Origin of the sequence: Nonomuraea sp. NPDC050394 (genome assembly GCF_044459065.1) — a bacterium.
GTDB lineage: Bacteria > Actinomycetota > Actinomycetes > Streptosporangiales > Streptosporangiaceae > Nonomuraea.
On the sequence record NZ_JBITIO010000003.1, the window covers coordinates 113412 to 130495 of the forward strand.

A 17084-nucleotide genomic window follows, 5' to 3' on the forward strand; every position below is an offset into this window, starting at 1 on the left:
AGCCTTCCTCAGCGGGCGGACGTCAGTCCACCGCACCACATGCCGCCACGGAAGGTGCAAGGCGCGCGGGTCAGGGGGTGTTGGTGAGGATGCGGTCGTCGTCCTTGACGGCGGGGAAGGAGCCGGTGTCGACGATGCCGTGCTCCTGGTACAGGGCCTCGATGATGGCGTGCGCCTGCGGTTCGAGCTTCCACAGGGCGCGCCACTCCCGGGCCATGCCCACCGCGATGCCGACCTCCTGCGCGATGTCCACGGTGCGCGGCACGATGCGCTTTTCGATCTGGCGGTCCCAGTACCGCCGGGCGGCGCGCATCAGCCGTGCCCGCTCGGCCGTGTCGAGCACCTGCGGTGTCGCGTCGAACACGTCGTCGTCCTCGTCGTCATGCAGCTGGGTCAGCGCGGGCGGCAGCGCGCGGGCGGGTACCGGCTGGTGGTCGTGCTCCGGCTCCCACGGCACCCGCGGGTCGGCGTCGACGAGCTTGGAGGTGTTGTACAGGGCGGCGATCTGGGCCAGCAGCGCCTCCTGACGCTGCTGGTCGACGGCCAGGCCGGTGTGCTCGACGGCCTGGTCCATGGCCTTGTCGAGCTTGGCCAGCGCGGCGCGTACCTTCCGCTCGGAACCTCCGCCCTCGCGCAGCGCCTTGGCCCGTTTGGCGGCCAGCGCGACGCGGGTGAGGCGGCGGTGGGCGTCGACCTCGCTGGCGGTACGGTCGCTGACCTCGGCCAGGCCCATGCGGACGAGCAGCCGCTCGGGAGTGAGGCGCCAGTTGATGCGGCCGGTGCCGCGGATGCGGTGCCGTTCGATGGCCATGCCGCGCTCCCACAGCCAGGCCGCGACGAGCGGCGCGGCCAGGCGGAAGATCGCCTCGGGCAGGCTGCGCGCGTCCATGCTGGAAAGCACCGCGGTCAGGCAGGTCAGCGCCCATACGGCGATGCCGTCGATGCCCGCGGAGAAGTTCTCGCGCATGTTGCGCCTGGCCCGCACCGCCGAGGTGATGATCGCGACCTCGATGAAGGCGAACAGCAGAAACCGCAGCGGTCCGTCAAGCCCGAGTACGTCGCCGGAGAAGCGCCACATGCCCTGCGCCGACACGCCCGTGGCGATGCAGGCGGCCACGACCGTGAGGACGTCCTCGATCGGCCGTGGCGAGACGTAGCGGCTGAACAACCACGCTCCCGCCCGCCAGCCGATCTTGATGAGCATGAAGGCCAGCGCGAGCACGATCAGTCCCAGCACGGAGATGATCACGGTCACGACCGGCTTTTCCGCGACAAAAGCGGCGATTTCCTCAAATGGGGGCATCAGTCACTGTCCGTCAGGTTGGATGTCCGACTGTATACAGCGAGATCATCGCAGAATGTCGCCCTCTTGTACGCCAAACCGGTCTCGCCCCATCATTTTCTCCCGTCACAGGAGGTGCACGGTACCCAGGGTGCCGTCCACCCGGATCCGCGCCCCGTCCGGAATCGCCGTCGTCGCCCCATCCACCCCGACGACGGCCGGCAGCCCCAGCTCACGGGCCACGACCGCGCCGTGCGTCATCATCCCGCCCACCTCCAGCACCAGTCCCGTCACCGCCGCGAACAACGGCGTCCACCCCGGATCCGTGTACGGCGCGACCAGAATGTCCCCCGGCTCCAGCCGGGCGTCCCGCGGCCGCAGCACGACCCTGGCACGTCCCTCCGCGCTCCCCGCCGAGACCGCCTGCCCGGCCAGCACACCCTCCCGCCCCGGCGCCGCCCGCGCCACGGCGACGGCCTCGCCGTCGCCGGTCAGCACCCTGGGCGGGCGCAGAAGCACATCCGCCGCGTGCGCCTCCCGCCGCTCCTTCACCGGTACGGCGGGCCCGCCCGCGGCCAGCAGGTCACGCAGTTCCCCGAGCGTCAGGTAGTGCACGTCGTCCACGGCTTCCAGCACCCCGTTCGCCACCAGCCCGGCCGCCGCCTCGTCCACCGCCGTCCGGAACACGTCGAACAACCGCACGGTGAAGTACTTGTCGTGCTCCCGGAGCGCCAGCAACTCCCGGTAGACCCGCACCACCCGGGCCATCACCGCCGCCTTGGCCCACCCACCTCGGGTCGCCCGGAGGCGGGCGCGCAGCCGCCGCGCCGCCTGCGCGGCCTCCCGCTCGCCGTCGCGGAAGCGCCGCCGGTGCTCCCCCGGCCCGGTCGTCCCGACGTTGGCCAGGATCCCGGCGAACAACTGCTCCGGATCCTCCCGCCACCGCGTTCTGGTGAGGTCGATCTCGCCGGGGGCGCGCATGCCGTACCTGCGCAGGAAGTCCTCGAAGGCGCGCGTGAACTCGCCCTCCGGCCACACCAGCGGGTGCGGCGGGTCACGCAGGAACGCGAGCACGCCGGGGTGGTCGCGGGCCAGGTCGGCGAGGTCGCCGACGGCCAGGCCCATCTCGGTGGTGACGTTGCCGGGCAGCGACTTGGCCAGCGCGGGCAGTTCGGCGTCGTCGCCGAGCCAGCGCCTGCTCAGGGCGGCGGCGACGGCCCCGGCCAGCATTCCGGCGACGGGCTTGAGCAGCACCTCGGTGTACATGCGGATCGGCACGTGGCGCATCGTGCGCTGGATGCGGCGCACGCGTTCGGCTCCGGTGCCCGCGCCGATCTCCGCCCCGGCCAGGCGCAGCGTGCGCGCGATGAACGCCTCCGCCTCCACGCGGGCGGCGCCGGGGCGCAGCAGGCTCCTGACGATCTTGCCGAGAGTGCGGGCGGCGAAGCGGGCGACGGCCAGTTCGCCGCGGAGGCCGCTCCGGCGGTACTCCGGCCGCTCCGCCACCCGGGCCAGCGCGGCGGCGGCCTGCTCGTCCATGCCGGCGAGCGCGCGGATCAGCAGCGGCCGCCCGATGCGCGTGGCCAGGACCCGGGTGACGTCGATGTACAGGCGGCCGCCCGCGGGCACCAGGTAGGGGCTCTCCTGCCCGATCGCCGAGCCACCGAAGGGGAAGAACGTGCGCAGGACCGAGCGTCCGAGCGGTTTGATGGCGTCGGTCATCATCTGCTGGTGGCCGAAGGAGAAGTACGCCCTCGGCCCCCGCCCCTCGGGGACGGGGAACAGCGAGGTGATCGGCCGCGCCTGCACGATGTGGAAGCGGCCGCGCGCCCAGGTCCACTCGACGTCCTGGGGCGTGCCGAAGTGGCGCTGGACGCGCGCGCCCAGCTCGGCCAGCGCGCGGATCTGGTCGTCGGGCAGCGCCTGCCCGCGTTCGGTGCTTTCGACGGTACGCGTGCCGCCGCCGGGCAGCGATGCGATCGTCACCTTCTTGCCGCCGAGGACGCGGCCGGTGACGACGCCGTGCCGTACCCGGTAGAGGTCGGCGTCGACCAGCCCGGACACGATCGACTCGCCCAGCCCCCACGAGGCGTTGACCACGATGTCGCGGCGGTCGCCGGAGACCGGGTCGGCGGTGAACATCACGCCCGACACCTCGGGCTCGACCATGTGCTGCACGACGACGGCGAGGCGGACGCCGCGGTGCCCGAAGCCGCCGCGGGCGCGGTAGGCGATGGCGCGGTCGGTGTAGAGCGAGGCCCAGCAGCGGTGTACGGCGTCGAGGAGCTGGTCGCGGCCGACGACGTTGAGGAAGGTGTCCTGCTGTCCGGCGAAGGAGGCGCCGGCCAGGTCTTCGGCGGTCGCCGACGAGCGCACGGCGTAGGCGCGCCCGGCGCCCGCCTCGTTCCAGGCGGCCAGGAGCTGGGCCTCGACGTCCGGGGGCATGGGCAGGTCCATGAGGTGGCCGCGCACCCGGGCGCCGACGTGGGCCAGCGCCGTGAGATCGGTGTGGTCGAGCGCGTCCAGCTCGGCGTAGAGGGCGTCCATGCCGTCCCGGGCGAACACCTCGTAGGCGGCGGCGGTGAGGCAGAAGCCCCCGGGCACCGGCAGACCGGCGCGGGTCAGCTCGCCGAGATTGGCGCCCTTGCCGCCCACCCGCTCACGGTCCGGCTCCTCGAAGGTCGCGATGAAGGGGTACGGCATGCCGGCCTCATTTCTTCGTCGTTGATGAAGAATTTTGCCAGAGTTCACCCAGCTTCTTCAACAGCGATGGAGAAAAGTAGGATCACACTCACCATGAGCGAGTCGGGCGCCGGGCGGCGCGGCAGGTGGCGCAGCGGCGAACAGAGCCGCCGGCGCATCCTCGACGCGGCGCGGGCCCGCTTCATCTCGCACGGGTACGACACCGTCACCGTGCGGTCCATCGCCGCCGACGCCGGGGTGGATCCGGCGATGATCCACTACTTCTTCGGGAGCAAGGACAAGCTGTTCGCGGCAGCGCTGGAGGGGCCGGTGAGCCCGCGCGACCCGCTGGACGACCTGCTCGCTGAGGGCCTCGACGGCGCCGCGGCCCGCATCGTGCGCGGGTTCCTCGCCGCCTTCGACGACGCCGGCGGCATGGGCCCGCTGGCGCTCCTGCGCTCCGGCCAGTCACCCGAAATGGTGCGCGAGTACGTCGAACGCGAGTTCACCACCCGCCTGGCCGGCCACTTGCAGGGCCCCGACACCGCCCTGCGCGCCCAGCTCATCACCGCCCAGCTCCTGGGCCTGGCCCTGGCCCGCTACGGCCTCCGCCTCCCCGGCCCCGCCACCGCCTCCCCCGAAGACCTGGTCACCTGGTACGCCCCCCTCATCCAGCCCCTCCTCGACACCCCCTGACCCCGGCCCGAACCGGCCCAACCCGCCGCCCGAAGCCCACGCCCCTCCCGGCCAACCGTCACCGCCCGACGCCCGGCCAACCCGTGGGCCGAAGGCCGGACCCATGGGCAGGGGTCGGAGCCGGAGGTTAAGCCCGTGGGCCAAGCCAGGTCAGGCCCGACGCCGGGGGGTGGGAGCCGGGAGTCCTCCGGGGGTGGGGGTTGAGAGGTTGCTCACGGTGGTCGATCGGGTGGCCGGGTCGGGGCAAACCCCGGTCGTACCCCCATTTCGGGCCGCCGTTCCCCCCAGATGCCCCGGGCTTACGGCGCACCGGAGGCGCGGGGCGCGTCGCGTGCGTAACGTGGCGTGCGGATGCGCCCTGCCGTACCGAATCTGAGGGTTGTGGATGGGGGTGGACGAAGGCCCGTCAGCAGGTGGGACCATCTATAACGGGATTTATCCCGACAAAATGCGATGACGCCTCCGGCAGGATGGGTTTGATGTCTGAGTCAGAGTTTCCCCTCGTGCAGTTCATGCGCGAAGGCTTCGACCCCGTGGCCGAGCTGGCCCGGATCCGCACAGAACAGCCGGTGTTCCCGATGGAGATCCCCGGCGACCAGACCGTGTACCTGGTGACCCGCTACGACGACGTCCGCGCCGTGCTGAGCGACCACGAGCGGTTCAGCAACGACTTCGCCGGTGTCATCGGCCTGGGGTCCAACCAGGACGACCCGGGCGGCCTCGGCTTCCGCGACCCGCCCGAGCACACGCGGCTGCGCAGGTACTTGACGCCGGAGTTCACCATGCGCCGCCTGCGCAGGCTGGAGCCCCGGATCGAGGCCATGGTCGAGGAGCACCTGGACCGCATGGAGGCGGCGGGCAACTCCGCCGACCTGGTCGAGGCGTTCGCGCTGCCGATCCCGTCGCTGGTGGTGTGTGAGCTGCTCGGCGTGCCGTACGCGGACAGGTCGGACTTCCTCAAGCTGAGCACCGACCGCTTCGACTTCACGGCGGGACCCGAGGCGTCGCTGCAGGCGATCAACGACGCGATGACGTACCTGACCGACCTGGTCGCCCGCGAGCGGCTCAACCCCGGCGACGGCCTGCTCGGCCAGCTGCTGCGCGAGCACGGCGACGAGCTCGACGACCGCACGCTCGCCAGCATGGCCGACGGCCTGCTGACCGGCGGCCACGACACCAGCACCAGCATGCTCGCCCTCGGCTCGCTCTGGCTGATGAACAACCCGGAGGAAGCCGCCAGGGTCCGCGAGGACGACGGCTACATCAACCAGGTCGTCGAGGAACTGCTGCGCTACATGACGGTCGTGCAGGTGGCCTTCCCGCGCTTCGCCCGCGAGGACCTCGACCTGTTCGGCACGCCCATCACGAAGGGCCAGCTCGTGCTGTGCTCGCTGACCGCCGCCAACCGCGACCCCGCGCTCGGCGAGAGCATGGACACGGCCGTGCCCAGCAGGGAGAGCGCCGGTTCCCACCTGGCCTTCGGCCACGGCATCCACCGCTGCATCGGCGCGCCGCTGGCGCAGATGGAGATGCGCATCGCCTATCCGGCGCTGCTGCGCCGTTTCCCGAACCTGCGGGTGAACGGCGAGGTGCCCTTCAGGAAGCTCGCGATCGTGTACGGCGTGGAGAAGCTCCCCGTCGCCTGGTAGACGGCAGATCGGCGGCGTAACGTCACGTATGTGAACGGACACGCCATCGACCTGAGCGCCATCGGCGCCGTCGTGTTCGACAGCGACGGCGTCGTGACCGACACCGCGCGGGTGCACGCGGCCGCGTGGAAGCATGTCTTCGACGGATTCCTGCGCGGCCGCTCGGCGCCGTTCGACATCCGCGCCGACTACGTGCGCCATGTCGACGGACGGCCCCGCCTGGACGGGCTGCGCACCTTCCTGGCCTCGCGCGGCATCACCGTGCCCGCGGGCTCGCCCGACGACGAGCCGGGCACGCCGACCGTGCACGGCCTGGGACGGGCCAAGGATCTGGAGTTCCAGGCCCAGGTCGACAAGTACGGCGTGGCCGCCTTCCCCTCGGCCGTGGCGCTCCTGCACGAGCTGCGCCGCCGGGGCTGCCGCACCGCGGCGGTGACGTCCAGCACCCACGGCCGCAGGCTGATCACCGGGGCGGGCGTCGCCCACCTGTTCGACCTGGTCGTGGACGGCAACGACGCGGCCCTCATGAACCTGCCCGGCAAGCCCGACCCCGCGCTGTTCCTGGAGGCCTGCCGCCGCCTGGACCTGCCGGCCGCCCGCGCCGCCGTGGTGGAAGCCGCGCTGCCGGGCCTGGAAGCGGGCAGGAAGGGCGGTTTCGGGCTGGTCGTGGCCGTGGACCGCAACGGCCGCGCGGCGGAGATGCGCGAACTGGGCGCCGACCTGGTGGTGGGCGACCTCAGCGAGCTGGAGGTACGCGGGCGGGTGCCGGTTTCGTAGACAATGTGAGGGATGACCGTCCTCATTGATCCGCCGAACTGGCCGGGGCCGCGTGGCCTCATGTGGTCCCACCTGGTCAGCGACACCTCTTTGGAGGAGTTGCACGCGTTCGCGGGGCGCCTCGGGGTGCCGGTGCGCGCCTTCGACCGCGACCACTACGACGTCCCCGAGACCGTGCACGCCCAGGCGGTGTCGCTGGGCGCCGAGGCGGTCAGCAGCCGGGAACTGCTGCGGCGGCTGACCGAGGGCGGGCTGCGGCGCCGTAAACGATCGTCGTGACCTGACGCTATCCAGAACATTATTCGGTACGGTGGGCCCATGACGGACATCTTCGGCGACCTGGAAGCCGAGTACCGGCAGCTGGACACCGTCCTCGCCGCCCTCACCCCCGCGCAGTGGTCCCATCCCTCGGCCGCCGAGGGATGGACCGTCTCCGACGTCGTGCTCCACCTCGCCCAGACCGAGGAACTGGTCACCGCCTCCCTGGACGGCCACGACGGCCTGTTCGCCCGCGACCCGGCCGTCAGCGACGTGGACGGCATGGCCGCCGGCCTCGTGGCCGCCGAGCGCGACATCACCCCGGACGCGCTGCTGGCCCGCTGGCGCGCCGCGGCCTTCGCCACTCCGGCCACCCTGGCGGGACACCCGCCGCGGACCCGCCTGATGTGGGTGGCCGGCACCCTGTCGCCGAGCACCCTGGCCACCACCCGCCTGGCCGAGCACTGGGCGCACGCCCACGACGTCACCGCGCCGCTCGGCCTCGCCTACCCCGCCACCGCGCGGCTGCGCCACATCGCCTGGCTCGGCCACCGCACGCTGCCCTATGCCTTCACCCTGGCCGGCCTGGAACCCGAACCCGTCCACTGCGTCCTGACCGCCCCCGACGGCGACCAGTGGCACTACGGCGACCCCGGCTCACCGTCGGTCATCACCGGTCCAGCGGCCGAGTTCTGCATGGTGGGCGCCCGCCGCCTGGCCCCGGCCGACTCCACGCTCCAGGCCACGGGCCCGCACGCCGCCCTAGCCCTGGCCGTCCTGCGCAACTACGCCGCCTAGCCCCTGAGCGCGGCCAGTTCGGCGCTCATGTTGTGGCGGGCGCGGTCCTGCCACAACGCGCGGGCGCGTTCCGTCCGGTAAAGGTTGGGTACGGCCAGCAGCCGCGTCAGCACCGCGCTCCGCCCGGCCGCGAACAGCTCGTCCGGCACATGCGCGTACTCCCGGCGGATGTCGGCCGCGTACACCTCGTATCCGGGCCGGCCCAGGACCGCGAGGTCGGCGTCGCACAGGACCGCGCCGTTGGCGTCGCCGTCCCGCAGGGTGTCGTGGGCGGCGGTCAGGCGGACCAGCCTGGCCACCTCGGCCACCCGCTCCGCCGGTACGCCGCAGGCGGGCAGGCGGCGCTGGGCCAGCTGGGCGCTGCGTTCCTCGTCCCAGCCGGGCCGGCCGTCGTAGACCGCGTCGTGGAACCACGCGGCCAGCCGTACCGCCACGGGATCGCCGGCCAGGTCGGCGAGGTCGTCGACGGCGGCGAGCACCGCGCGCAGGTGCGTGAGCGTGTGGTAGCGGCGGTGCGGCTCCGACCAGCGGGCCACCAGCTCGGCGTGGAGCGCCTGGGCGGCGGGCGTGTCGGCGACGAGCTCCCCGATCATGTCGTCAACGCTATCGCGAGTGACGGCAAATTTCGTGTAATGGTCGGATGGGTGATGGACGGCGGTTTCCCCGGTGGCGCGATCTGCGGGCGGTGCTGCCGCCCCTCGGCAGGCGGGACCGGCTGCTGGCCGCGGCCGACGTCGCCGACATCCGGCTGCTGGCCAGGCGGCGGGCGCCCCGGCTCGTCTTCGACTACGTGGACGGCGCGGCGGAGGGCGAGGTCTCCATGGCGCGGGCGCGCGAGGCGTTCGCGCGGGTGGAGTTCCGGCCGCGGATCCTGCGCGACGTCGGCGAGGTGCCGCTGACGGCGCGGGTGCTGGGCAGGGAGATCAGCATGCCGCTCGTTCTCGGGCCGACCGGGTTCACGCGCATGATGCACCGCGACGGGGAGAAGGCGGTGGCGCGGGCCGCGGCCAGGGCGGGCGTGCCGTACACGCTGTCGACCATGGGGACCACGCCCGCGCCCGAGGTGACGCGCGCCGCGCCCGGCGGGTGGAACTGGTTCCAGCTCTACGTGGCGCGCGATCGCGGACGCAGCCGCGCCGCGCTCGACCTCGCCCGGGACGCGGGCATGGACGTGCTGGTCGTCACCGCGGACGTGCCGGTCGCGGGCGCGCGGCTGCGTGACGTACGGCACGGCCTCACCATGCCGCCGACGTTGCGCTGGCGCAGCGCGCTGCGGGTGGTGCGGCATCCGGCCTGGTGGTTCGACTTCCTGACCAGCGAACCCCTCACCTTCGCCACCATGGGCGGCAGCGATCTGGCCGGGATCACCAACCTCATGTTCGACCCGGGCGTGACCTTCGCCGACCTGGAGTGGATCCGCGGGGCGTGGGGCGGTCCGCTGGTGGTCAAGGGCGTGCAACGCGTGGACGACGCGCTCGCCCTGGCCGAGGCCGGGGTCGACGGGATCGCCGTCTCCAACCACGGCGGCCGCCAGCTCGACCGCGCCGCCACACCCCTGGAGCTCCTGCCCCGGGTGGCCGAGGCGGTGGGCGACCGGGCGGAGGTGTACCTGGACGGCGGCGTGCGCGGCGGGGCCGACGTCGCCGCCGCGCTCGCGCTGGGGGCGCGCGCGTGCTTCATCGGCCGCGCCTACCTCTACGGGCTGATGGCCGCGGGCGGGCCGGGGGTGGACCGGGTGCTGGACCTCTTCCGCGCCGAACTGACCCGCACGATCCAGTTGCTCGGCGGCTCTCTCGACCCTTCCGTGGTACGGCTCCGCCCCTGAACGCCCGGCCTACCTGGAGGCGTTTTCCGGCGTGGACCGGCGCGGCCGTCAGGAACGCGACTCGGTCTCCTGCCTCTGAGCCAGGAGGTCGAGCTGGCCCTCGCACATCCAGTGGGCCGCGGCGGCCCGGATCCGCACCGGTTTACGCCTGGCCAGGCCGAGGCGTTCGGCGCATTCCGGGCCGATCCTGGCCCAGCGCGACTCGGGGGCGCGCAGAACATGCCGGCACGCGCGGCAACGCACCACGTGCTCACGCGCGGCGGGTTCGCTGAGGACTTCGAAGAGGTTCACGGCACCTCTCATCCTGCCATGGGGGTCTGGTACGGCCGGGCAGGCGCGGCCGAGGGGGTCAGGACGGCCAGAGCATGTTGGTGAGCTCGGCGTCGAGGTCCATGAAGTCGGTCTCCCTGCCTGCGGGCACCTTCTCGTAGGTGCGATGCAGGAACTCGGTGAGAGGTGCCAGCGGGACTTCGAAGAGCGCCTGCCCGAACGGTGACGTCAGGCTGATGTGCAGCGTGCGTTCGCCGTCGGCGCGGGCAGGCCAGACCTGCACGTCGCCGTCGCCGACACGCCGCACGATGCCTACGGTCAGTAGTTCGCGGGCGAAGATCCACTCGACCGGTTCGTCGTTCCCTACGTGGAAGGCCATGCGGATGGCATACGGGTCGTCGGCTGTGTAGCTCAGTCCGGCGAGCAGGGGGACGGTCGTACGGTCGGGGACCACAAGCCGAAGGCCAAGCTCGGCAGAGACGGTGGTGCTGTTCATCGTCAGCCAAACCTTTTCGTCGTAGGGTCCCCTCTTCGGGGCTTACTGCTCTGACGGACTTCGTCCTGAGCTATGACGCGGAACGAAGAAACCTGTAGGAAAGATTCCGCTCCTGAGGCCTTCTGTAACGCACATCACAGCAGGACATTTGGGCATCTACCAGGCTAAACGGCATCAATCGGGCCGTGTTTGCAAGGGTTTTGCGAGCTGTAGAGCCCACCCCGGCGAGCCCTCGGCACCTTTCGGGCGAAAGATCCCCTTTCCCAGCGCCTTCCGAACATGACCGATGCTATGCCAACCAGCCACCACGACGACGGGCAACCACCGCGTTTCCCCCCGAATCCTCGCGGGGCCGCTCGTCGCTTCGCCACCTGCTCCGGAAGTGCGGTATGGTTTTCCCCGTCGGGCACCGCAGGGAGCCAGGCAGGGCGGGCGATTAGCTCAGCGGGAGAGCGCTTCGTTCACACCGAAGAGGTCACTGGTTCGATCCCAGTATCGCCCACCAGCTCAGAAGGGGTTTCGGAGCCATCCGAGGCCCCTTTTCGCATGCCTGAGAAGTCAACGGGAGCCAATCGGGGAGCCATCCCACTCGGACTCTCTACCCGTGCCGGCTGTCGCCGAAGATGATGTTCATCGTCTGGGCACCCTTGGTGATCACCGGTCTGAGTTGGTGACGGTAAACCGCGTCGAGCATCGGGACTGGACTGCGCGGGTGGATCTTGAACTGCCCGGCGGTCGCCCCCTCCCACAGCCCGGTCAGCTCGGCAACCATGCCGTCGGCACTACGCTCGGGTGACGCTCGTGTCCGACGGGGAGACGGCGGGCGGGCGACTGCTCTCACTCGCCTCGCATGGGCACCTTGGTGTGGCGTGGAGCATCGGCCTGGGCCCTCCGGCGGTACAGGAGACGGCTCTCCCATACCGTCGAGGCCGAGCACGATCATGGCCTTCTCCCTTGCGTCGGCTCTCGCCCGCGGCCTCCTGGCAACCGCCGGCCGGCCGCGTACCAACCTCTCTGGTCAGAGCAGTTAGCCCAGCGTGGCGGATACGTCGGGGACGGAGGTCTCCAGTCTTCGCGGTGGGCGCTGGTAGCCGGTCGGGGCGGGTCGTTGCGGGATCTTGAGCTTGGCTCGCCGTACCTTCTCGTAGGGGATCGTGGACAGCAGGTGCGCGATCATGTTGATCCGGGCCCGCCGCTTGTCCTGGCTCTCCACGTCGTACCACGGCGCCTCGGGGATGTCGGTGTGCACCAGCATCTCGTCCTTGGCCCGTGAGTAGTCCTCCCAGCGCACGATCGACTCCAGATCCATCGGCGACAGCTTCCACCTCCGCATCGGGTCCTCCAGCCGCGAGCGGAACCGCCGCTCCTGCTCCTCGTCGTTCACCGAGAACCAGTACTTGCGCAGCATGATCCCGTCCTCCACCAGCAGCCGCTCGAAGATCGGGCACTGGTGCAGGAACCGTGTGTACTCCTCGTGCGTGCAGAACCCCATCACCCGCTCGACCCCGGCCCGGTTGTACCAGCTCCGGTCGAACAACACGATCTCCCCCGCGGCCGGCAGATGCTCCACGTACCGCTGGAAGTACCACTGCGACCGCTCTCGCTCGGTCGGCGCCGGCAGCGCGGTGATCCTGGCGATCCGCGGGTTCAGATACTCGGCGACCCGCTTGATCGTGCTTCCCTTGCCCGCCGCGTCGCGCCCCTCGAAGATCACCACCACCCGGCGCCCCTCCACGCGCACCCATTCCTGCAGTTTCACCAGCTCTCCCTGCAGTCGGAAGAGCTCTTTCTCGTACGGCTTGCGGGCCAGGCGACTCGGCTTCATGGATCCTTTGTTCCCCGGGCCACCGAAGTTGCGCAGGGAAACACACGGCGTCCTGCGGCTATCCGTCTCGCAAGGGATGAACAGCGCCGACGAGATCGGCTCCGCGGAGTTCTCCACGAGCGTTTCGGCAGGCGAACCGCGAGAACGGCCTCGTCTGTCACGCTCACGAGCGTGCGGCGGCTCGTCTACTTCTTGAGGGTGGCGGCGGCTACGACCGTCGTCAGGTCGGCGGTGCCGTACCAGCTGTAGTCGAGTGTCCCGTCCGAATGGCGCTCCAGCCTGATCCAGCCGATACGCACGCAGGTGTTCTCCGGGTCGTCGGTGATGTTCTCCCGTACCACGATCCGGCCGGCCACACCCTGGTCGGGTTCGCGGGTGAGGGTGCCGGAGCAGCCGAGCTTGGGGTAGGAGACGGTGCCCGCCCGGCGTCCGGGCAGCGCTCCCCTGGTGAGGGTGAGCCGCACCCGGTACCGGCCCGAACCCTGCTGGACGGTTCCGCCCCATCGTCCCGCCATCGCCTTGGTGATCGGGATCGGTGTACCGGGCTCGATGGCCGACGTGCTGCCCAGCCGTACCGGCCTGTTGCCGGGAAGCCACTGTGTCAGGAGCTGGACGCTGAAGGCGATCACCATGAGCATCGAGGCGACGACCGTGGCGACGGCGAGGGCGCGGCGGAAGACGAGGTAGCTGAGCGGCGGACGGCCCTCCAGGCGCGGTCTGACGTCCCAGGGACGGCGGGCGTCCCCCGTGGTCAGCTCCTGGGCGGAGGCGTCAGCGAGGTCGGAGCCGAGCCGCAGGCCGGTCAGCCAGCCGAGCGTCTCGGCGATCCGGCCCGGCTCCGGCGGAAGCCCCGAGGACAGGTAGCGGACCTGGGCGCCCTGGTGGTCGAGTTCACGGACCAGATTGCCGAGCCCCATGAGCGTGAGCCACGCCCGCACCTCTTCGATCCCGCGGCCGGAGGTGGTCTGCTTCAGCAGGTCGGCCTTGGTGAGGACGACCGCGACCCGGCGCTGCTTGCCGCCGTCGGCGCGACCGGCGAGCTCGTTGCGCAGCCGGTTGAAGGTGTCGGCCGGGTCTTCCCGCGACAACATGACGCCCTTGGCGGTGAGCGCCTGACGTTCGCTCTCCAGGAGGTGGTCCTGGACCTCCGGCAGCGCGAACGGATCGACGATCAGGATGAGCGCCTCGCCGTGCGAGAGGTAGCGCATCTCCTCGATCTTGCTGGCGCCGGTGTAGTGCTCGCCCGAGGGGTCGAACAGGTAGAGAATGCGTTTTCCGCCCGTCCTTCCGGGCAGCGCCACGTCCAGCATCACCGCCTTGGGCAGATCGGGCAGGGTCTTGCTGACGCGGCCCGCCGACAGCTCCCTCCGAAGGTTTCTGAAGGCCTGTTCGTCGCTCTTCTGGGCGAACAGCACGCTGCCTCCGGCGGTGTTCACCGCGCTGTGCATCGCGTCCACGGCCAGCGCCATGAACGTCGTCTTGCCCGCGTCCGGCCCTCCGGCGAAGGGCAGCGGCTCGATCCTGACGCGGCCGACCCTGGTGGGGAGCTGCCGGTCACAGAGCGGGCAGAAGGCCTGGAGGCGGTAGCGGCCGAGCAGGATGGTCGTCGGCAGGCGCGTCCCGCACCGGCACACGTGCCGGGCGGCGCCGTTGGTGCCGGGCGTCAGCCGCGCGTGCCGTGCCCCGCAGGTGGAGCAGGCGTACACCGGCAAGGTGAAGCGCGCGTAGCAGCCCGGATAGGGGCAGGTCTGCAGGATGCGGCGGACCACCATGAAGACCTGTTCGAGGGCGCGCAGGACCGCGACGCAGGCCAGCCAGCCCAGAAGGCCGAGCACGATCGCCAGGAGGTAGATCACGACGATGAACATGGCGATCAGCCCGGCGGGCACGAAGGCCGCCACGATCCCGGCGACGACGCCGATCCAGACCGGGAACAGGAACCAGGCCTGGTCCCCGCCGACCAGCAGGCGGGTGGCGGTGTTCACCGCCTTCTCGGCCCGCGTCATGACCCGTGGCGTGGTCCCGCGCACGATCGCCCGCCAGTCCTTCCACACCTGGCCGACCAGGTAGTGCCGGTAGGCGGGGTCGCGACCGGGCCTGCCGTCGGGCCGCGTCACCGGCGAGGGTCCGCCGGCGTCGTCGGGGAAGAGGGTGGCGTGCACGTACTGCAGGTGGGTGCCGACGGCGGTCACCGTACCGGCCAGCAGGACGACCGGGAAGATCATGACGGCCACGAAGACGGCCAGCATGACGGCCGTCAGCCAGAAGGCGGCCAGGAAGAGGAACCCCCACATCAGCGGCCTCCCCAGGGGAGGAGCCTGCGGCGGCGCGGCTCGATGAGGCGCTGCACCCCCGCCCACAGTTCGCGATCGGCTTTGAACCGGCTCTCCAGCGCCCCGAACCGGGAGCGGCTGTTGACCAGCGCTCGCGCCCACTCCTCCAGGACGCCGATCACCAGCTTGTGCCGGTGCAGGCGGATGGCCATCTCCAGCAGGGCGGCCTGTTCCCCGCGATCGGCCTTGGGGTTGAGCCAGACGGCGAGCAGCCAGTCCCTGGCCCGGTCCGAGCCGCGCCGCAGCACCTCGGTCCGGATCTCGGTCGGGCACCTCGCCAGCTGCTTGGCGGCCCACTTCAGCACCTGCTCCCGCAGCGGCGCGTAAACCGGCAGCTCGCTCAGCCGCTCGACGTCGGCGAGCACGCGGGCCAGCGGCCGTTCCGCGGCCATCCCCAGGGCCAGCAGCACCGCGTGGGCGTCGTCGGCGGTGCTTCCGCGCAGCCCGGCCTGCGAGGTCAAGGTGGCGACCTCCCTGACGTCCTTGTCCTTCAGCCCGGCGCGTACGAAGAAGCGTCCGGGCAGCTCCGCCAGCGTGTAGAAGTCCTCCAGCCGCTTACCCAGGGCCCGCAGCAGCCGGTGCAGTTCGGCGGCGGTGGGCTCGGCACTCCAGATCGCCGCCAGCGACGCCTCCCGCTCCGCCGGCTGTCCGTCACCGCCCAGGGACAGGATCCGCACGCTCGCCTCGGCCCGGTCCAGCTCGCCCGCGCTCACCTGCCAGGCCAGCACGGCCGCCGCGAGCGATGGCGCCGCGCTCAGGTCCCGGCCCGCCAGGTCCCGGCAGAACTCCGGCGTCAGCGCCGCCTCACGTGTGCGGCGGGGAGCCGCCTCCAGCCCCGCCAGCAGTCCGGACAAGACCGCTTCGTGCCAGGCGTACGGCACGCGGTCCAGCAACGCCTGCCCGTCGCGCACCCCCATGCGGGCCAGCCCGGCGACCGCCACCTCCACCTCCGCGCCGGGCAGGGACAGCGCGCACGCTCTGGCCACCCGCAGCACGCCGACCACGTGCGCGAGGTCGCGCGAGCCCGTCAGCTCGGCCCGCGCCACCTCGCTCACCCGAAGCCGGAACGCCTCGGTCAGCGGGCCCGGCGGCGGCAGGCTCGGCTCGCGCAACGCCAGGACGGCGCAACGGGCCGCGCACGGGGCCGCCGCCTCGGCGGGTCCATGGGCGGCGACCGTCCGGGCGAGCGAGTGGTCGAGCAGGTCGGCCCGCCGGCCCAGCAGCGGCCACACCCAGCCGGGGAGACCGTTGGCGGCCAGTGCGGCCACGGCCGACTGCTCCTCGGCGGACAGGGTGGCGCCCGCCAGGCAGAGCGCGACCACGGCCGCCGCCGTTTCCGGGTCGGCCGGGCCGAAGTCCGCGAGCTCGTCGATGCCGCCGAAGTCGGCGGCACGCCACAACTCGCGCATCGTCGTGGAGAAGCGGCCAGCCTCGATCGGCTCGGGCGGCCCGGTCAGCTGGAGCACGGTGGCGTCCAGGTCCGCGGGGATCCACACGTCTGGCGTGGTGCCGACGATGAGCTGGGCGTTGGCGGCCGGATCGCCGCTGTAGGTCACGAACGACAGGCGCAGCACCGTCTCCCAGGGCAGCGAGTAGGAGATCACCGCGATCCATCGGACGATCTCGCCGGCGTCGGGGTGTACCAGGACGATCCGGCCGTGGCCCGTGGCAAGGCTGCGCCGTACCAGCTCCAGCAGGACGCCGAGCCACTCGTAGGCGAACCCGCCGTGCTCGCGCAGCCACTCCCCCAGCGACTCGGGGTCGAGCGCCGTGCCCGGCAGCAGGTCGTCCAGGTGGGGCAGCTCGGCGCCTGACGGCGCGGGACGCCCGGCCCACAGGGGCGCCTGCCAGAACTCGACGGGCCGCACCCCCACCAGCTCGGCCTCGTCGGCCACGACCGCCTGGCCGAGGAAGTTGCCGTAGCGGCCCGAGTAGTCCTGCCCGAGGTAGGCGCAGCGGGTCAGGGTGAGGTGGTCGCCGGCCGGGCCGTAGGACAGGGCGACGGGCATGGCCGCGATCTCCCCGCCGGTGGGCGCGGTCGGGGTGTTGGGCGGAGGGCGATAGGTGAAGTACGGGGTGACCTGGGCGTCGAGCTCGGGAGGAAGACCCGGGCTGCGGGCGACGATCTGGAACCCGGCCCGTCCTGACGGCCCGTTCTCTGCCGAGGTGTAGTGGAGTTGCCAGGCCATGCGG

At 71.8% G+C, this 17084-nt stretch carries 15 protein-coding genes and 1 tRNA gene; 7 read left to right on the forward strand and 9 right to left on the reverse strand.

From position 1 onward, the window contains the following. Positions 1-70: 70 nt before the first annotated feature. Both ACIBKY_RS13580 and ACIBKY_RS13585 read right to left on the reverse strand, forming a co-directional pair. Complete coding sequence (locus tag ACIBKY_RS13580) at positions 71-1255, reverse strand: hypothetical protein (protein WP_397096965.1); 1185 nt, start codon at positions 1253-1255, stop codon at positions 71-73. A gap of 153 nt (positions 1256-1408) precedes the next feature. Next, on the reverse strand, positions 1409-3985 hold the full coding sequence (locus ACIBKY_RS13585; RefSeq protein ID WP_397096966.1) for a phosphoenolpyruvate synthase: 2577 nt from the start codon (positions 3983-3985) through the stop codon (positions 1409-1411). A gap of 93 nt (positions 3986-4078) precedes the next feature. On the opposite strand from ACIBKY_RS13585, the gene ACIBKY_RS13590 reads away from it, so the two are divergent. The 5 genes from ACIBKY_RS13590 (at position 4079) to ACIBKY_RS13610 (ending at position 8142) form a co-directional block, all read left to right on the forward strand. Continuing rightward, positions 4079-4660 (forward strand): TetR family transcriptional regulator, encoded by a 582-nt coding sequence (locus tag ACIBKY_RS13590; protein WP_397096967.1) that lies wholly within the window; start codon positions 4079-4081, stop codon positions 4658-4660. Positions 4661-5139: 479 nt separating this feature from the next. Continuing rightward, complete coding sequence (locus ACIBKY_RS13595) at positions 5140-6309, forward strand: cytochrome P450 (RefSeq protein ID WP_397096968.1); 1170 nt, start codon at positions 5140-5142, stop codon at positions 6307-6309. Between the two features lie 30 nt (positions 6310-6339). Further along, entirely contained in the window at positions 6340-7086 is a 747-nt protein-coding gene (locus ACIBKY_RS13600) for an HAD family hydrolase (protein WP_397096969.1), read from the forward strand. A 12-nt stretch (positions 7087-7098) separates the two neighbouring features. Next, positions 7099-7365 carry a DUF4031 domain-containing protein gene (locus tag ACIBKY_RS13605; RefSeq protein WP_379622405.1) on the forward strand — a complete coding sequence of 89 codons (267 nt, stop codon included), beginning with the start codon at positions 7099-7101 and terminating at the stop codon, positions 7363-7365. A 39-nt stretch (positions 7366-7404) separates the two neighbouring features. Continuing rightward, a complete protein-coding gene (locus tag ACIBKY_RS13610; protein ID WP_397096970.1) occupies positions 7405-8142 on the forward strand; it encodes a maleylpyruvate isomerase family mycothiol-dependent enzyme in 738 nt (245 codons plus the stop codon). Here the strand turns inward: ACIBKY_RS13610 and ACIBKY_RS13615 are convergent. Further along, positions 8139-8735, reverse strand: a complete 597-nt coding sequence (locus ACIBKY_RS13615; protein ID WP_397096971.1) for a metal-dependent phosphohydrolase — start codon at positions 8733-8735, stop codon at positions 8139-8141. The genes ACIBKY_RS13610 and ACIBKY_RS13615 overlap by 4 nt on opposite strands. Positions 8736-8782: 47 nt before the next feature. Between ACIBKY_RS13615 and ACIBKY_RS13620 the strand changes: the two genes are divergently transcribed. Further along, a complete protein-coding gene (locus ACIBKY_RS13620; protein WP_397096972.1) occupies positions 8783-9967 on the forward strand; it encodes an alpha-hydroxy acid oxidase in 1185 nt (394 codons plus the stop codon). A gap of 48 nt (positions 9968-10015) precedes the next feature. On the opposite strand, the gene ACIBKY_RS13625 is transcribed toward ACIBKY_RS13620, so the two are convergent. Next, entirely contained in the window at positions 10016-10258 is a 243-nt protein-coding gene (locus ACIBKY_RS13625; protein WP_397096973.1) for a DUF6011 domain-containing protein, read from the reverse strand. A 58-nt stretch (positions 10259-10316) separates the two neighbouring features. Further along, on the reverse strand, positions 10317-10733 hold the full coding sequence (locus ACIBKY_RS13630) for an SsgA family sporulation/cell division regulator (protein WP_020547189.1): 417 nt from the start codon (positions 10731-10733) through the stop codon (positions 10317-10319). Between the two features lie 430 nt (positions 10734-11163). On the opposite strand from ACIBKY_RS13630, the gene ACIBKY_RS13635 reads away from it, so the two are divergent. Beyond that, positions 11164-11238, forward strand: a tRNA-Val gene (locus ACIBKY_RS13635). Between the two features lie 93 nt (positions 11239-11331). Here ACIBKY_RS13635 and ACIBKY_RS13640 read toward each other — a convergent pair. The 4 genes from ACIBKY_RS13640 to ACIBKY_RS13655 form a co-directional block, all read right to left on the reverse strand. Continuing rightward, positions 11332-11505, reverse strand: coding sequence for a hypothetical protein (locus ACIBKY_RS13640; RefSeq protein WP_397096974.1), 174 nt, complete (start codon positions 11503-11505; stop codon positions 11332-11334). A gap of 255 nt (positions 11506-11760) precedes the next feature. Next, positions 11761-12558 (reverse strand): polyphosphate kinase 2, encoded by a 798-nt coding sequence (gene ppk2, locus ACIBKY_RS13645; RefSeq protein ID WP_397096975.1) that lies wholly within the window; start codon positions 12556-12558, stop codon positions 11761-11763. A 185-nt stretch (positions 12559-12743) separates the two neighbouring features. After that, the gene (locus ACIBKY_RS13650) at positions 12744-14852 is read right to left on the reverse strand and encodes a hypothetical protein (RefSeq protein WP_397096976.1); all 2109 of its coding nucleotides are present in this window, start codon (positions 14850-14852) and stop codon (positions 12744-12746) included. Beyond that, positions 14852-17080 carry a GTPase-associated protein 1-related protein gene (locus ACIBKY_RS13655; protein WP_397096977.1) on the reverse strand — a complete coding sequence of 743 codons (2229 nt, stop codon included), beginning with the start codon at positions 17078-17080 and terminating at the stop codon, positions 14852-14854. Before ACIBKY_RS13655 ends, ACIBKY_RS13650 begins: the two co-directional genes overlap by 1 nt. Between the last annotated feature and the right edge of the window lie 4 nt (positions 17081-17084).

Coding starts and splice junctions, on each gene's coding strand:
- ACIBKY_RS13585 (WP_397096966.1), bottom strand. CDS start 3,985: ATGCCGTACCCCTTCATCGCGACCTTCGAGGAGCCGGACCGTGAGCGG.
- ACIBKY_RS13590 (WP_397096967.1), top strand. CDS start 4,079: ATGAGCGAGTCGGGCGCCGGGCGGCGCGGCAGGTGGCGCAGCGGCGAA.
- ACIBKY_RS13595 (WP_397096968.1), top strand. CDS start 5,140: ATGTCTGAGTCAGAGTTTCCCCTCGTGCAGTTCATGCGCGAAGGCTTC.
- ACIBKY_RS13605 (WP_379622405.1), top strand. CDS start 7,099: ATGACCGTCCTCATTGATCCGCCGAACTGGCCGGGGCCGCGTGGCCTC.
- ACIBKY_RS13610 (WP_397096970.1), top strand. CDS start 7,405: ATGACGGACATCTTCGGCGACCTGGAAGCCGAGTACCGGCAGCTGGAC.
- ACIBKY_RS13615 (WP_397096971.1), bottom strand. CDS start 8,735: ATGATCGGGGAGCTCGTCGCCGACACGCCCGCCGCCCAGGCGCTCCAC.
- ACIBKY_RS13620 (WP_397096972.1), top strand. CDS start 8,783: ATGGGTGATGGACGGCGGTTTCCCCGGTGGCGCGATCTGCGGGCGGTG.
- ACIBKY_RS13630 (WP_020547189.1), bottom strand. CDS start 10,733: ATGAACAGCACCACCGTCTCTGCCGAGCTTGGCCTTCGGCTTGTGGTC.
- ACIBKY_RS13640 (WP_397096974.1), bottom strand. CDS start 11,505: ATGGTTGCCGAGCTGACCGGGCTGTGGGAGGGGGCGACCGCCGGGCAG.
- ppk2 (WP_397096975.1), bottom strand. CDS start 12,558: ATGAAGCCGAGTCGCCTGGCCCGCAAGCCGTACGAGAAAGAGCTCTTC.
- ACIBKY_RS13650 (WP_397096976.1), bottom strand. CDS start 14,852: ATGTGGGGGTTCCTCTTCCTGGCCGCCTTCTGGCTGACGGCCGTCATG.
- ACIBKY_RS13655 (WP_397096977.1), bottom strand. CDS start 17,080: ATGGCCTGGCAACTCCACTACACCTCGGCAGAGAACGGGCCGTCAGGA.